This window comes from Nitrospinaceae bacterium (assembly GCA_018669005.1).
Classification (GTDB): Bacteria; UBA8248; UBA8248; order UBA8248; family UBA8248; genus UBA8248.
Genome location: JABJAL010000022.1, coordinates 48,391 through 63,803, shown reverse-complemented (window position 1 = coordinate 63,803; position 15,413 = coordinate 48,391). Strand labels below are relative to the sequence as shown.

General features: G+C 57.5%; 16 protein-coding genes and 1 tRNA gene. All 17 read right to left on the bottom strand.

Translation table 11 applies throughout. The features are described 5' to 3' along the window. Positions 1 to 2 precede the first annotated feature (2 nt). The 17 genes from HOJ95_03350 to murG all read right to left on the bottom strand — a co-directional run bounded on the left by HOJ95_03350 (position 3) and on the right by murG (position 15,413). Positions 3 to 539, bottom strand: a complete 537-nt coding sequence (locus HOJ95_03350) for a MarR family transcriptional regulator (protein MBT6393718.1) — start codon at positions 537 to 539, stop codon at positions 3 to 5. Between the two features lie 132 nt (positions 540 to 671). Then, positions 672 to 1,661, bottom strand: a complete 990-nt coding sequence (locus tag HOJ95_03345) for a phosphoglycerate dehydrogenase (GenBank protein ID MBT6393717.1) — start codon at positions 1,659 to 1,661, stop codon at positions 672 to 674. 21 nt (positions 1,662 to 1,682) lie between these two features. Next, the gene (locus tag HOJ95_03340; GenBank protein MBT6393716.1) at positions 1,683 to 3,362 is read right to left on the bottom strand and encodes a thiamine pyrophosphate-binding protein; all 1,680 of its coding nucleotides are present in this window, start codon (positions 3,360 to 3,362) and stop codon (positions 1,683 to 1,685) included. 69 nt (positions 3,363 to 3,431) lie between these two features. After that, positions 3,432 to 3,508 (bottom strand) — tRNA-Asp (locus HOJ95_03335). 132 nt (positions 3,509 to 3,640) lie between these two features. Next, positions 3,641 to 4,693 carry an S-methyl-5-thioribose-1-phosphate isomerase gene (mtnA, locus tag HOJ95_03330; GenBank protein ID MBT6393715.1) on the bottom strand — a complete coding sequence of 351 codons (1,053 nt, stop codon included), beginning with the start codon at positions 4,691 to 4,693 and terminating at the stop codon, positions 3,641 to 3,643. A gap of 39 nt (positions 4,694 to 4,732) precedes the next feature. Further along, the gene (locus HOJ95_03325) at positions 4,733 to 5,041 is read right to left on the bottom strand and encodes a YggU family protein (protein ID MBT6393714.1); all 309 of its coding nucleotides are present in this window, start codon (positions 5,039 to 5,041) and stop codon (positions 4,733 to 4,735) included. Then, complete coding sequence (locus HOJ95_03320) at positions 5,035 to 5,589, bottom strand: DivIVA domain-containing protein (protein ID MBT6393713.1); 555 nt, start codon at positions 5,587 to 5,589, stop codon at positions 5,035 to 5,037. The genes HOJ95_03325 and HOJ95_03320 overlap by 7 nt, the downstream gene beginning before the upstream one ends. A gap of 25 nt (positions 5,590 to 5,614) precedes the next feature. Next, positions 5,615 to 5,911: a YggT family protein gene (locus HOJ95_03315; protein ID MBT6393712.1), complete on the bottom strand. Its 297-nt coding sequence runs from the start codon at positions 5,909 to 5,911 to the stop codon at positions 5,615 to 5,617. Positions 5,912 to 5,940: 29 nt separating this feature from the next. Continuing rightward, complete coding sequence (gene proC, locus HOJ95_03310) at positions 5,941 to 6,750, bottom strand: pyrroline-5-carboxylate reductase (protein ID MBT6393711.1); 810 nt, start codon at positions 6,748 to 6,750, stop codon at positions 5,941 to 5,943. 101 nt (positions 6,751 to 6,851) lie between these two features. Beyond that, positions 6,852 to 7,550, bottom strand: a complete 699-nt coding sequence (locus HOJ95_03305; GenBank protein MBT6393710.1) for a YggS family pyridoxal phosphate-dependent enzyme — start codon at positions 7,548 to 7,550, stop codon at positions 6,852 to 6,854. A 27-nt stretch (positions 7,551 to 7,577) separates the two neighbouring features. After that, positions 7,578 to 8,372, bottom strand: a complete 795-nt coding sequence (gene pgeF, locus HOJ95_03300; protein ID MBT6393709.1) for a peptidoglycan editing factor PgeF — start codon at positions 8,370 to 8,372, stop codon at positions 7,578 to 7,580. A gap of 221 nt (positions 8,373 to 8,593) precedes the next feature. Then, positions 8,594 to 9,730, bottom strand: coding sequence for a cell division protein FtsZ (gene ftsZ, locus HOJ95_03295; GenBank protein MBT6393708.1), 1,137 nt, complete (start codon positions 9,728 to 9,730; stop codon positions 8,594 to 8,596). A gap of 63 nt (positions 9,731 to 9,793) precedes the next feature. Next, positions 9,794 to 11,038 (bottom strand): cell division protein FtsA, encoded by a 1,245-nt coding sequence (gene ftsA, locus HOJ95_03290; GenBank protein ID MBT6393707.1) that lies wholly within the window; start codon positions 11,036 to 11,038, stop codon positions 9,794 to 9,796. After that, a complete protein-coding gene (locus HOJ95_03285) occupies positions 11,035 to 11,937 on the bottom strand; it encodes an FtsQ-type POTRA domain-containing protein (GenBank protein MBT6393706.1) in 903 nt (300 codons plus the stop codon). The genes ftsA and HOJ95_03285 overlap by 4 nt, the downstream gene beginning before the upstream one ends. Beyond that, complete coding sequence (gene murB, locus HOJ95_03280) at positions 11,934 to 12,887, bottom strand: UDP-N-acetylmuramate dehydrogenase (GenBank protein MBT6393705.1); 954 nt, start codon at positions 12,885 to 12,887, stop codon at positions 11,934 to 11,936. Before murB ends, HOJ95_03285 begins: the two co-directional genes overlap by 4 nt. After that, a complete protein-coding gene (locus HOJ95_03275) occupies positions 12,884 to 14,284 on the bottom strand; it encodes a UDP-N-acetylmuramate--L-alanine ligase (GenBank protein MBT6393704.1) in 1,401 nt (466 codons plus the stop codon). Before HOJ95_03275 ends, murB begins: the two co-directional genes overlap by 4 nt. 43 nt (positions 14,285 to 14,327) lie before the next feature. After that, a complete protein-coding gene (gene murG, locus HOJ95_03270; protein ID MBT6393703.1) occupies positions 14,328 to 15,413 on the bottom strand; it encodes an undecaprenyldiphospho-muramoylpentapeptide beta-N-acetylglucosaminyltransferase in 1,086 nt (361 codons plus the stop codon).

Genomic DNA, 15,413 nt, shown 5'->3' with positions numbered 1-15,413 from the left:
AATTATGTTTGTCCGTTAGAAATTCGCAACGAGGGCACCCCGTCTTTTACTTTGTTCAAGAGTTTTATCAGCGTGAGTCTTTCCTCCTCGTTAAGACCCGACATCAATCCCGCGATGCGGTTGTAGTATTCGGGAAATATATTATCGAGCGTTTTCTTGCCCTTTTCGGTCATGAGTATAGAAAATCTCCGGCGGTCACCACTATAGAGTTTACGCTCGATTAAACCGTCACGCTCAAGGCCGGAGAGAAGCCCTGTCATGGTTCCTCGGCTTACGCCCGCCAGCTCGGCGAGTTTCGAGGGGCTTATGTCGCCATCAGGGACCTCGCGTAGCTCAAGGCGCTTGAGAAGCAAGAGCACGATAAATCGAGACTGAGAGATATTATAGCGGGAGAGGTTTTCATCGAACGCCGTGAGAACATCTGTTCCCGTACGCAGAAGAAAATAACACGCCTCGACAGCCGTGGGATCGAGTTCCGGAAACACTTGGCCCACGGCGTCGAGCAGATCCCTGGTGGGAAGCTCACGCATATAAAACATCGGCTACCTCAAGAATAACGTTGATGATATGGCCACATACTATATGGGGGCTTAACAAAAAGTCAACGAAACGAAAAATACGGGTGTTGAGCAAAATACGTTAAGGAGCCATACGTGATTTTTTTAAGCGGTCTATTCGAATACTTCCGGATTGGCGACATCCGGGGGCATGCGCCCTGCGAGGTATTCCGTGATGCAGTTCATCGCATGGCGCACGGTGTTGTAAATCGCATCCTCGCCCCGCCCGGCCGCATGTGGTGTGAGCACCACGTTCTCCATCGAGAAAATCGGATGGCTGTAATCAGGCGGCTCCGAGGTAAATACGTCGAGCGCGGCGCCTCGGATAGCACCTCGATCAAGCGCATCGGCAATCGCATCGAGATTCACGAGCCCGCCCCGTGATGTGTTGATAACAAACGCACCCGGTTTCATGAGCGCGAGCAAATCCTTGTCGATAAGATCTTGTGTTTCAGGCGAGAGCGGAACGTGGCAGCAAAGAAAATCGGCTTGTCTCGCCACCTCTTCAATTGGAAGAAACTCTGCTCCGACCTCAGCGGCGGCCTCTTTATTCTCGAGGGGATCGTAGGCAACGATTTTCATATCAAAAGCGGCGGCCCGCCTCGCCACCCGTCTTCCGATGTTGCCGAACCCAAGAATACCGATGGTCTTGCCCATCAGCGGGGCCATGGGGACCTGAACATCCCGCCAGGCGCCCTTGCGGAACCTCTCCTCCATCCAGGGCACCCGCCTCGCCGCCGCCAGTAGAATCGCCATCGTGTGCTCGGCCACCGAAACGGCGTTTTGCCCGACCGCATTGGTGACGACCACACCGCTCGCCGTGGCGGCGGACAAATCGATGGCATTCAGGCCGACACCTGAGCGCGAAACAATTTTTAAGTCAGGGGCGCTTTCAAAAACCCGGCGGGTATAGGGCTCTGCGCCGGCAATGGTCGCAACCACGCCGGGCAACTCCTTGAGCATATCCTCTTCAGTGAATTGCGGGCGAGCACCGTCTATGCGGATCTCAAGGCCGGTCGCCTCGGCCAGGGGGCGAAAAAGCTCGTCCGGATCATCGTAGTTCAAAACAAACGGTGTGGTGACCCAAGCAATGCCCTTTGACATTTCGCGACCTCGATTAAGCCCTTAATAAGGGGGCGTTGGCTGAAACGTGGTGACGACATCGACGATGGCAGCAAGCCCCGAGGCTCTTGCCGCCTCCAGTGCAGGCTTGAGCGCGCCTGGCTCATCAACGCGAATACCGAAACCGCCGCAGGCCGTCGCTATTTCAGCAAAATTGGGACTCTCAAAATTGCTCCCGTAGGATTCGCCGTAGAGGTTCGTCTGCTGGCCAACCATCTGCGAGAAAGCGCCGTCGTTGAAGACAACGAAAACCACGTTCGCCCCGTACTCACAAGCAGTGACAAAATCGCCAATCGTCATCAAAAAGGCCCCGTCGCCCGAGATGCCCACCACGTTTCGGTCCGGGTATTCAAGCTTGGCCACAATCGCAGACGGCAGGCAGAACGACATCGCGTTCCACACGCCCGACTGCATGAGCGATTCATGATGATGGATGGGAATATAGTAGCGGCTCCACATCTGGCTGTTGCCCACATCGCTGACAACCACATCGTCAGGCCCCACCCAGTCGGCAATGGACTCGATGATAAATCCAGGATGCACCGGAACGTTATCCCGCGAGCCGTCCAGATGGGCGCGGACGGCAGTTCGATACTCGGTGCGGATTCGGGCAATCTCGCTTTTGAGTTCCTCGTTGGGCGGCCGGGACTCTTTGCTCATTCGCTCCAAAAGTAGCGTCATGAACAATTTTGGGTCGGCCACGAACTCATCTTTTTTCGAATAATGCTCATCCTCAGCATTGTCGAAGCCAACGAGAATCCTATCGGAGGGCCCAAACGCCTCAAGATGATCCACCTCGGCGGTATCCGCCCTGAGGCCTATCGACACAATCAGGTCGGCGTCTTCCATAACATATTTAAATCGCGGGTCCTGCCGCGCCGGGGCATAATGTCCAGCCGCAAAGGGATGATCATCCCGTATTACGCCCATCGCATCCTGGGGATAGACCACCGGGATGGAAAACATTTCCGAGAGTTTGGCCAACTCCTCCATCGCCCCTTTGCGGATCACGCCCTTTCCCGCACAAAAAACGGGGAGCTTCGCGTCCAGGATTCGCTGGGCCACCTGCTCGACATCCTCTCGCGTCGGCTCGACCACCTCAGCCGGCTGAGAGCTGCTGACGGGATACGACACCCGCTCTGGCTGTAGAATAAAAGGCGCGTAGTCGGTAGCACGCGGAAACTCGACATGCACAGGGCCCGGTCGGCCGCTCCGGGCAATGTGGAAAGCCTTGGCCATGACGGCGGGAATATCCTCAAGACGCTCAAGGCGAACGCTCCACTTCGTTGCGTGTCGAAACATATCGACCGTGAACTCAGGGTTGTCCACGCCATGAAACGCCTCGCGCGAGGCGTTGAGGGGAACAGAGCCCGTGAGGTGGACCATCGGGGAGGCGGCGCCGTAGGCCTGAGCAACGCCAGCAAGCGAGTTGATGGCCCCTGGTCCGGCAGTCGTCAGTCCGACGCCAGGCTCTCCTGATATGCGGCCATAGGCGTCCGCCATCAGAGAGATATTCGGCTCCATCTTACAGGTGACTAGCTGGATCGATGGCGCCTGCCGCAATCCATCGTAGATTTGAAGAACGTGCGAGCCGGGAAGACAAAATACTTTTTTAACATTCTCCCTGACGAGGGCATCGGCGATCGCTTTGCCTGCGTGAATCAGTTCCTCATTTCCACTCATCTGTCTCCCCTCCTCAAAAAAGCCTGGAAAAAAAACCGCCAGGATGCACCCTAGCGGCTTTTAAAAAAATGGCGGGGCTGACGGGGATCGAACCCGCGATCTCCGGCTTGACAGGCCGGCGCGATAACCAGCTTCGCTACAGCCCCCACGTTATTCTAATTTGTCGCCAATTGGTAAGGCGAATCAGTTTATATGCCGCCGCCTTTTTCAAGTCAACATGCCCCACGCACCTTGGGCACCAACGAAACACACTTTCCATCTATTTGATTACAGTACAATTAGGAGTCATATAGCTTTGTGACGCTCTCGCCCTTCGACAACCGAACTATCCCCCGCTCGGTGATGAGGCCGTCCACCATCGAGGCGGGTGTTACATCGAAGGCCGGATTGAACACTTCCACCCCCTCGGGAGTGATCATTTTCCCTCCGATTTGCCGAACTTCCTCTTCCGGACGCTCCTCGATCGGAATCCCTTCCCCGCTTGGCGTGTCCAGATCAATGGTGCTGATAGGAGCGGCCACATAAAATGGAATCTTATGCTCACGGGCAAGAATAGCCACCCCATAGGTGCCAATCTTGTTCGCGACATCGCCATTCGCCGCCACGCGATCAGCCCCAACAACAACGGCACCGATCTTGCCCTGCTGCATACAATAAGCCGCCATGTTGTCAGTGATCACCACAACCGGGATATCATCGCGAGATAGCTCCCAGGCGGTAAGTCTTGCTCCCTGTAAAAAGGGGCGAGTCTCATCTACGAATACTCGGCTCACCTTTCCGTCTTGAAATCCGCTCCGTATCACCCCGGTGGCTGTGCCGTAGCCCGCCGTAGCCAGCGCACCGGCATTACAGTGGGTAAGAAGGCTCGTGTCCGGCCCAAGAAGCGCCGCGCCCCGGTCTCCAATCTCACGGCAGATGGCAATATCCTCGCGGTGCATTTCATGGGCGAGATCAAGAAGCTCTGCCGCCAAGTCTTCTCCAGTCGATTCGCTCTCGGCGATGGCCGCAAGCATTTTCTTTATCGCCCAAAACAGATTGACCGCCGTCGGGCGGGTGTCCGCCAGCAGCGCGGCGGCAGCATCGAGGGCAGCTACCTCCTCGGCCTGTGACAAATTTGCGCTACCGGCGGCGGCGAGCGCCATTCCATAGGCCGCCGCAACACCAATCGCCGGGGCGCCCCGCACCACCATATCCCGAATGGCGTCAGCCACCTCGGCCTCGGTGCGGCAATCGACGTAGCTTTCCTCCTCGGGAAGGCGGCGCTGGTCAATAAGACGGAGCGCGCCATCCTTGAATTCGAGCGTGTTGAAATTACCTTCGATTTCCAAAATTTTATCTCCAACCAGGAGCAGGGACTATCCGGTCAAAATTTAGGAGGCTTTTGTTATCAGAGCCGCCAGTTCGTCTTCAATGGCGGACAAATCCTCGTGAAGGATTCGAACCCTCTTTCGCTTCGAGCTTGCGCCCGAGACAATTACAACCTTGCTCTTGGGCACCCCAAACGCTTTGGCAAGTAGCTCGACACACTGCTTGTTTGCGGCACCATCCACAGGCGGCGCCGTCAGGCGAACCTTAAGGGCCTCACCGAGCACCCCCTCGATGGCCGCCCGCGAGGCCCGAGGCTGGACCGCGACCACGAAACTCACCCCCCCGCCGCCGCGGCGAGTGGGAATCACGATCCCTCGCTCTCGGCCTTTTTATTGATCGGAACGATGTTTGAACCACTTGACGCGGAAATTTCTGAAATATCGATATCGAGGCGCTGCGCCTCGCTCTCAAGAAGAGTTGTCTGAGTGCGAAGCAGCCCGGCAAGATCTTTGAGTGTTTTGTCCCGCAGTTTCTCAAGCGTGGCGACTTCATCCTTCAGGCGACGAGAATTCCATTCCGCCTCCTCAAGGATACGCGAGGCCGCCTCCTCAGCCTGGGCTACTATTCTCTCGGATTCGGCACGGGAATGATCTAGAGCAGTCTTCGAGTTGGTTTTCACTTCCTCGCGCAGTTCATTGACAGCCTGAAGACTCTTCTCAAGGAGACTTTCCTTGTCCTGCAATTCTTTGAGCCTTACCGATAATTTCTCATTCTCCTCGCTCAACTCTCCGTATTTGGTGTTCTGAATATCCACCTCGTCAGCCACGAACTGGAGAAAAGCGATCACGTCGAGCGTGTCATAGCCACGAAGTTTTTTCGGAAATTCTTGTGTCCTAATATCCGTTCCTGTCATTTTCATTGGGCGGGTCCTCCAATGCAGCAGTTCAACGCATTAAATTAGCGATGTCATAAAGGCTTCTGACCAGAAAACTTTGAAGAAACATAATTGCGATCAAAATAATGATTGGGCTCAGATCCAATCCGCCAATGTCGGGCATCCGACGGCGGACCGCGTAGAGCGCCGGCTCGGTCAGGCGATAAAGTATCTGGACTATCGGATTATCGGGATCGGGATTCACCCACGATAGAAGCGCGCGGATGATGATGAGCCACATGTAGAGCGTCAAAACGTACCCGATGAGCGTCGCACTCGCGCTGATGAAATTGGAAACAATAAACACGCATTACTCCCTTTTTGAAAACAGCGGGCCTAACCCTTCCCAAGCTCCGCGCTTCTATTGGTGGCAGCCATGATGGCATCGATGACTGCGGCGCGAAGGCCTCCCTTTTCCATCGCATGGAGCCCCGCAATGGTGGTGCCGCCTGGTGAGGCCACCATATCCTTGAGCCGTCCAGGATGCTCGTTCAATTCGAGCACCATCCTCGCGGCCCCCTGCACCGTCTGGGCGGCAAGCATCAACGCCTTGTCCCGGGGAAGACCGGCGCAAACCCCGCCGTCCGCCATCGCCTCGATGAATTGAAATACATAGGCGGGACCGCTGCCCGAAAGCCCTGTCACGGCATCCATCTGTGACTCGGGAACCTCGACCGCGAGGCCCACTGATTCGAGCATTACCCGGGCGGTGGCGAGATCCTCCTCGCTCGCTGCCCCTCCGGCACACACCGCAGCCGCACCGGCCCCGACAAGGGCAGGCGTATTAGGCATCACACGGACGATCCGGGCATCATTTCCGAAAATGTCTGTAAAACGAGTGGTCGTGGCTCCCGCGACGATAGAAACAAGCAGTTTTTCCGCCGTCACATCTTCTTTGAGGGATTCTAGAACCTCGCCCAGAATCTGGGGTTTGACGGCGAAAAGCACTACTTCAGCCTCTCGAACGGCCTCGGGGCCGCTGGCAACCGTTCGGTATCCCTTCGAGACGAGATACTCACGACGGGCCTCAAAGGGCTCAGCAACAATAATGCTCTCCTGAGAGGCGTAGCCTGCGGACACCATCCCGCCAGCAAGTGCCTCACCCATGTTTCCACCGCCGATAACGGCGATACGCTCCGAGCCCATCGAGATACTCCTGAAAAGATGAATAAACAAAAAATCGAACGAATAAGAGATTACTGGAATCTGTAACTCAAAACAAATCGAAGGCTTGAACGGGATAAAAGCTAGTCGCGGGCCCCGAAAATAGCCCTCCCCACCCGAACGCTGGTGGCCCCCTCCTCTATGGCCACCTCATAATCAGAGGACATTCCCATCGAAAGCCGGGCCAGCGAGGTGAAACCTGATTCGGCGGCCCGATCTCGAAACTCCCGCAACATCTGAAAATGGGGGCGACTCTCCTCGGGCTCACGGCCCAGGGGGGGGATGCACATCAACCCCACCACCCGAATTGAGGCGAGGCCGGAAATCTCCTCAAGAAGAGGCGATAGCTCGGCGGGCAGAACCCCCCCCTTCTGCGGCTCATCACCAGTGTTCACCTGAATAAACACTTCAAGCGGCTCTTGGCCCGACCCTGCCACTCGCTCAGAAAGCGCTGATGCCAGCGCGGCAGAATCAACCGATTCGACCACATCGAAAAGACCGGGCACCTGACGGGCCTTGTTGCGCTGGAGCGAGCCGATGAGGTGCCACCGCGCACGGGCCGCCAGTTCAGGATCAAGGGCCGCGCGTTTGTCCCGCGCCTCCTGCACCCGATTTTCCCCTAAAATCCGGACACCGCCCTCGATGGCCTCGGCAACGACCTCGGGCGGTTGTGTCTTGCTTACCGACACGAGTTCGACGTCCCCAGGCTGTCTTCCAGATTTTTTCGCGGCCGCTGCAACTCGCGCGAGCACTTCCTCGTAGCGCGCCTGGCTAAACCCCATCATCAATCCTCCGCCATAAGCGGCGTATTATACGATACCAATAATCGACAAGAGGCGCCCGGTCGGCGCACCATCCCGGCGATAGGAAAAAAAGCGGGCGGCCTCAGAAAAAGTGCAGTGGGGGGCCGTGCCAATCTGCCCCTCGGGCACCCCCGCCGAGCCAAGCTGAAGACTCACCGCCTTGGGCAAATCGAGCAGCCATTTTTCCGCGGTGACCTGCAAGCAGAACTCTCTCCAATCAGGATATCTTTGCCGAAAGGGCGGGATGCACTCGGCCCCGACTTCATAACATTGGCCCGAAATTCCCGGCCCAAGGGCCGCTATTAAATTTTTCGCCTCAGAACCATAGCGCTCCTTCATCCTGAGGACGGCGTTTTCAAGGATGCCCTCCTCCGTCCCGCGCCGCCCGGCATGCACTGCCGCCACCACGCGATTCACCGGATCCGCCAATAATACCGGCACACAGTCCGCCGTCTGGACAGCCACAAAAACGCCGGGCTTATCGCTCATTATTCCGTCCGCCCCAATATCCTCGCCCTCAATTATTTCATCGGCCTCAACCACGTCTGCGCCATGGACCTGCCGCACCTCGGCAACACGCGCAGGCCGCAGCCCGGCCACCTCGAAGAAACGGCGTCGATTCTCCTCGACACACTCGGGTGCCTCACCTTGGGCCTCCCCCAGATTGAGCGACCCGAAAGGCAGCTCGCTCACCCCGCCCTGCCGGGTGCTAAACGCATGGCGCAAAAAATCGCACTGCTCAAGCAAGGGAGAGAGGAGAAATTCGACACCCCTGTCTTCATGAATTTCAAGATGGCTCATCTGCAACACCCATCCACAGCAGACCAAAATTCATCTGTCGGAACCGAAGGGTCCCCAATGAATCTGATTATAAATGTACAGCCGCTATGTCTCAAGGAAATACACCCGGCCGCTTATTTTGAGGGGGGGGCCAGGGGGGCCGAAGCCCCCCTGGCATCTATGATGGGATATCCACCGCCCTACAAGGAGAGGATCTCCCCCAAGCGGCAGAGGGGGGGGTCTCAGTCAGCCTGCTTTCTTAAAAATGTCGGAACATCGAGTTCATCATCATCCAGCTGATAACTCATCGACGAATCTTTCCTGTTTCCTTTTGCCCGGACATAGGCGGGCACCGAAAGTTTTCTGCCGTCGGTTCCCGTCGACTCATTCGCCAGGGGTGGAACCTCCCTGATGGCGGTGCCCTGCCCAAATCCGGTTGCGATGACAGTCACCCGAATCTTGTCGCCCATTTCCGGATCAACCACCGAGCCGAAAATAATATTCGCGTCCTCGTGGGCCACCTCGTGAATCATCGAGCATGCCTCGTTCACCTCGAACAGCGACAAATCATCGCCGCCCGAAATATTGATCAACACCCCGCGAGCGCCCTGAATGGAGCCCTCCTCAAGAAGCGGGCTGCACATCGCGTTTTGCGCCGCGATAACTGCCCGATTCTCCCCGGAGCCGGTACCGCTGCCCATCAAAGCCATGCCACCCATGTCGCGCATGATGGTGCGCACATCCGCGAAGTCGAGATTTATCAAACCCGGCGTCGTAATGAGATCGGAGATGCCCCGACACGCCTGGAGAAGAACATCGTTGGCCTTCTTGAATGCCTCTTTCATGGGTGTGGTTCGCTCCACCATCCCCAGTAGGCGTTGATTCGGAATCGTAATGAGTGTGTTGACCGATTCCTTGAGCTCGGTGATTCCCTCCTCGGCCTGAGCCATACGCCGGGGGCCCTCGAATTCAAATGGCCGTGTCACCACGCCCACGGTGAGAATCCCGGCTTCTTTGGCAATACGCGCCAGCACAGGCGCCGCCCCCGTGCCGGTGCCGCCGCCCATCCCGGCGGTGACGAACAACATATCGAGCCCTTCGATGAAATGCGTGAGTTTCTCTGTGTCCTCCAGCGCCGCCTTGCGGCCCATCTCGGGGTTGCCGCCCGCGCCAAGGCCGTGCGTCAAATCCAGGCCAAGTTGGAGTTTTTCCGTGGCAAGCGATTTTTCAAGCGCTTGTGCATCCGTGTTGGCCACGACGAAGCTGACATCCTCCATGCCCGAGGCAATCATCGTGTTCACCGCGTTTCCGCCACCGCCCCCCACTCCGATGACACAAAGCCTGGCACGGCATTCCCTGGCCTGCTCCAATTCAAACATCATGTCGCTCATTGCTTTCTCCCATGCGTTTTGACCGCTTATCCCGCCAGTCGAAAAATCGAATCACTTAAAAATACTCGAAAGAATTGTCCTCAATTTGCCCCTCGCGAACCGAAACGACTCGTTCGTTCCATTCGATACAAGCCAGTTATTGCGGTTTCTTCCCGGGGTCTGCATGCTGTACATGACCAGCCCGACTCCGGTTGAGAACATCGGGCCATTCACCATATCGACCAAGCCGCTGATTCCGCTCGGCGCACCAAGGCGAACGGGAAGCTGAAGGATGCGCTCGGCCAGCACCTCAGTACCCGTCAGGATGCTCGCGCCACCCGTCAGGACAACACCAGCCGGGAGCAGGTCCTCATATCCACTTTTTTGAATTTCCCGCCGGATGAGGGTAAGGACCTCTTCCATTCTCGGCTCGATAATTTCGGCCAACATCTGACGGCTGAGCACACGCGGCGGCCTTCCACCCACGCTGGGCACCTCTATCTCCTCATCGTGATCAAGAACCGAGGCCAGTGCGCAGCCGAACTCTTGCTTGATGCGCTCGGCTTGATGGTCCGGGGTGCGAAGACCAATGGCGATGTCCCGGGTAACGTGATTTCCGCCAACGGGAATTACCGCCGAATATTTCAATGCGCCATTGCTGATGACCGCGATGTCGGACGTTCCGCTGCCGATATCCACTACGGCAACGCCCAGATCGCGCTCATCCTCGGAAAGCGCAGCCAATGAGGAGGCCAACGGCTGAAGAACAAGTTTCTCAACAGTGAGCCCGGCTCGCTCCACGCTTCGAATAATGTTTTGAATTGCGGGAATCGCACCGGTCACGACGTGGACCTTGCACTCGAGCCGCACACCGGCCATGCCTATCGGCTCGGTGATGCCCTCTTGATCATCAACAATGTATTCTTGGGGAAGTACATGGAGAATTTCATGGTCCGCTGCCAGCGTAACCGCACGGCCTTGTTCAATGACACGTTCGACGTCGGACTCATCGACCACCTTATTCTTGATTGCGACAATGCCGTTACTGTTGAAACTTCGAATATGCCCGCCAGCGACACCGACATGGGCCGAGCGAATGGGAATGCCGCTGATGAACTCGGCCTCCTCGACGGCCGCACGCACGGACTCGACCGTCTGATCGATATTGACCACGGCGCCACGGTTGAGGCCTTTTGAAGCATGCTTGCCCAAACCGACAATTTCGAGGGAGCCGTCCTCAGTCACCTCCGCCACGATGACGCAAATCTTCGACGTGCCAATGTCGAGGCCCACGAGCACGTCAGAGCGTTTCATCATCCTCTCAGCCCTCCATCTTGATTAACCGACCGAATGACAATCCGGCCCGGAAACGTAAGGTCCATGTGTAAAGGGGCGGCGGATTGTTTCTTCTCCTTCAGGATTTTTGCGGCCACCGCATGAAAACGGGCGGCTTGAGACGCCATCTGCTCTTCGCTTACCAATAGATTCACCTTTCCCCCTAGCGCCCGTATCTTAAAGTGGCCGCCACCGGCCGCCCTGACGGACAAACACTCCCGCCTTCCAAGCGGGCCCCCTGAAAATAAAGACGCTGCCGCGACGGCCACGCCGAATCCCGCTTTCTTAAGTTGATCTCCGGGCTTGACGCCCTTGCTTGAAAACCCTTCGAGAAGGGGTAGACAATTCCCCTTTGTTTCGGGGAGCGACCCGAGGATCACACCCTCTATATCCACAGCCAACCCGGCCTTGCGATCAATGAGAGCAACAGGCTCGCGCTCCTCTATTTCAATGCGGAGGGTGTTGGGCGGCGTTTTCCGAATACTCGTTCGGCGCACCCAGGGATTGGACTCGATACGGATACGGATTCGCTCTATATCCATCCCGAAAAGGTTTGCTCCAGATACGAGACCCGCACTTTTTACGAGCAACTCGGGCGCAAGAATTTTGTGTCCAACGATTTTTACCTCGCCCAGCACAAAGCGCGGGCTCGTCATCGCCCAACGTACAGCGTGGCCGCCAAGGAGAATGATCTCGACAAACACGAGAATGCCTATCGCAGGCCAAAGCCAGGCGCCTTTGGGCGCAGTGCGAAGCGCCTTGGTACGGGCCGCCGCCCTTCGTCCTTGTGCCGCCTGAGGGGCGAGCGCGCTCTTTTTATGCAAGCGGGCTCCTTTGCCTCGCATTTTAAATTTTCGCAACTTCAACGCTGGGCGGTTCATGATTCATCCTCCCCGATGACCTGAAGCTCCAGCACGAGCTCGATGCCATGCCGCCTCTTTATCTCCCCGCGCACGAAGTCGATTAGCGCGAGTACATCGGCCGCCCGCGCACCACCCCGGTTGACGATAAAGTTGCCGTGCACCTCACTCACTTCGGCGCCACCTATGCGCTTGCCTTTGAGGCCAGCTTCCTCAACGAGAAGGCCCGCGCGCGCGCCCGGAGGATTCCTGAAGATCGAACCCGCGCAAGGCAGCCCCCAGGGCTGACGCTCGCGCCGAGAGCGGGCGTCGCGCTGCAGCAACTCTCGTAATTTTTCAGGCTCTCCCTGTACCACCCGGAAGCGAACACTTGTGACGATTCCCGGCTCGGGCAAATGCGCGTTTCGGTAAGAAAAATTAATCTGCTGGGCGGGAAGCTCCGCGACACAGCCTTGCGCCAGGCGTACCCAGCGGACACTCTCGACCGCCTCGCCAATGAATTTCTCGGCCCCGCCTGCGTTCATCGCCAGCGCACCGCCAACCGTCCCTGGAACACCGGAAAGACACTCCACACCCTGCCACCCGCCCTCGGCGGCAAATCGCACCAGCGCGGGAATCTTTACGCCCGCCCCCGCCTCTATTGCGGGGCCGCCCGGCGCATTTTGATCAAGCGCAATCCCTCGAAATCCTTTATCGAGGCGAATCACGACTCCGCGCACACCACCGTCGCGCACAAGCGTATTCGCCCCGCCACCGAGCACCGTCATGGGTAGCGCCTCGGCGCGGCAACCCTCAAGCAGCGCCACGAGCTCCTTCTCATCGCCAGGCAGCGCGAGCGCATCTGCTGGCCCTCCCACCTGAAAGGTGGTGTAGCCTGATAGCGACTCATCGAGGCGAAACTCACAGCCCAGCCCGCTCAGTTTGTCCTTTAGGCCCATCGCCACATTCACCTCCAACATATTCGCGCTCACCCGGCCTTCTCCGTCCGGCCAGATTTTTTTTGCTCCATATCCAGCAAACTCTTGCCCACCTTCCAGACATCTCCCGCACCCAGGGTGAGGACCAGATCGCCGCTCTTAATCTCCAAGGAAATCCGGCGTGCGCCATCAATAAGGTCGCTCACTTCCTCACAAAACTTGTGCCCATGCGCTCGAACACCTTCCCCAATCGTTTCCGAGGAAACGCCCTCGATCGGCTCCTCGCCTGCGGCATAAATCGGCGCGAGAAACAAAACGTCCGAGTCGTAAAAAGCGGTGTGAAATGCCTCCCCAAGCTGCACCGTCCGGGAATATCTGTGGGGTTGAAATAGAACAACCAGCCGCCTGTCGGGCCAGGCTTCCTTGAGCGCGAGAAGGGTCACCCTAATTTCCTCGGGGTGGTGTCCGTAGTCATCCATAAATACGATGTTGTTGACTTCCCCAATCTGCTCCAAGCGGCGTCCGATGCCCGCGAAATCCCATAAACCCGCCTGGATGGCGTCGAAAGGAACATCAAGTTCATTCGCCACCGCCACCGCAGCCAGAGCGTTCATGGCATTGTGGCGCCCGGGGATACTCAGATGGATATCGCCCATCCTCTTGTCATGATGGCGGACAGAAAAAATGGCCTCCCCGTTGTCATAGCTATAGTTCTCGCCCACGTAGTCGGCCTGGCTCCCGAATCCGTAGGTATAAAAACGCCGCTCGATTTGGGGAATCAGCTCCTGAATGGTCTGATGATCCAGGCACAGAACGGAGAATCCGTAGAACGGCACTTTGTTGATAAATTCAAGGAAAGCCCCTTTAAGCGTCTCGAAGTCTCCGTAGAACTCCAGATGCTCGGGATCAATATTCGTGACAATCGATATCGCGGGCATAAGGCTCAAAAATGTTCCGTCGCTCTCATCTGCCTCGGCGACGAGATATTCGCCCTCCCCGAGTCGTGCGTTGGCCCCAATTGCGTTGAGGCGACCTCCGACCACCACCGTTGGATCGAGATCCGCCTCGGCCAGAACGGACGCCACCAGCGAGGTGGTGGTCGTCTTGCCGTGCGTGCCGGCAACGGCGATGCTGTATTTCATCCGCATGAGCTCGGCGAGCATTGCGGCTCGCCGCACCAGGGGGATTCTTTTTTTGCGCGCCTCGGCCACCTCCACATTTTCATGTGTCACCGCCGAGCTGTAGACGACGATATCGACGTCCTCAACATTATTGGCATAGTGGCCCACCACCACTTTGGCGCCGAGCCCCTGGAGCCGGATAACGGCCTCGCTCTGCGCGATATCCGAGCCGCTCACCTCATAGCCGAGATTGATAAGAACCTCCGCGATGCCGCACATGCCCGTCCCGCCGATGCCAACGAAATGCACACGCCGCGAATGGCGAAGCATCGGATGAGATTGCGACCCCAGTTTGATCACGTTTCCATTCTCCTCAAGCCGCCTGGGCCGTTTTTCGGCACAATTCGTTCACTTTTCCCGCCCCGTTGCTGGTAATAGTGTGCTGCGCCCGGCGCGACATCTCGGCCAGTTGCGAGCGATCAGCGTTCATTTCCAGCAAAGATTTCGCCAACGAGGCCCCGCTTAAATCAGATTGAAGAATCATTCGGGCTGCGCCCGCCTCGGCAAGCTGCCGCGCATTCATCTCTTGGTGACCGTGGGTGGCGGTGGGAAGTGGAATCAAAAGAGCAGGCAGGCCCATCGCCGCCACCTCGCCCACCGTCATCGCCCCAGACCGGGCCACAGCCATGTGCGCCCACCGATAACGCTCGGCCATGTCGTAGAGGAACGGGAGGACCTCACCCTCAACACCCGCCCTCTCATACGCGCCGCGCATCCGCTCCAAATCGTCTTCCCCCGTCTGATGCACAAACTCGAAATTGCTCGCCTGCTCGCCGAGAAGATCAAGCGCCTCGGCCACCGCCGTATTAATCGCCTGAGCCCCCTGGCTTCCGCCAAAAACGAGAACCCGAAGCGGACCTTCCCACGACGCCTCCACCCGCTCGGCGCCCTGCTCGATTTCATCTCTCAAGGGAAGCCCCGTCTCAACAACTTTTTCCGGCGAAAAATAATTCGCCGCCCCAGGCAGGCAAACGGCGACTCGGTCCGCCAACCTCGACAGAAGACGATTCGCGGCTCCCGGCATGGCGTTTTGCTCCATCAACACAATGGGCCGCCTCCTCAGCCATGAGGCAACTACCGCCGGCGCGCTGGCATATCCACCCACGCCAAGTACAACATTGGGGTTAAAGCGCCCGACAATACCCATCGATTGAAAAATCCCCCGAATCAACAAAACCGCGCCCTTGATCTTTTGAAGAAACGATTTGCCAAATAACCCGGCGGCCGAGATGGTCTCAAGCGGCAAACCCTCCTTCGGAAGCACACGCGCCTCAATCCCTCGCTCCGTGCCCACAAACAGAACACTGTGCTCGGGACCGGATTGCAGCCAGGCCTTCGCCACGGCAATGCCCGGATAAAGATGGCCGCCCGTTCCGCCCCCCGCTATCAATAAACGCAT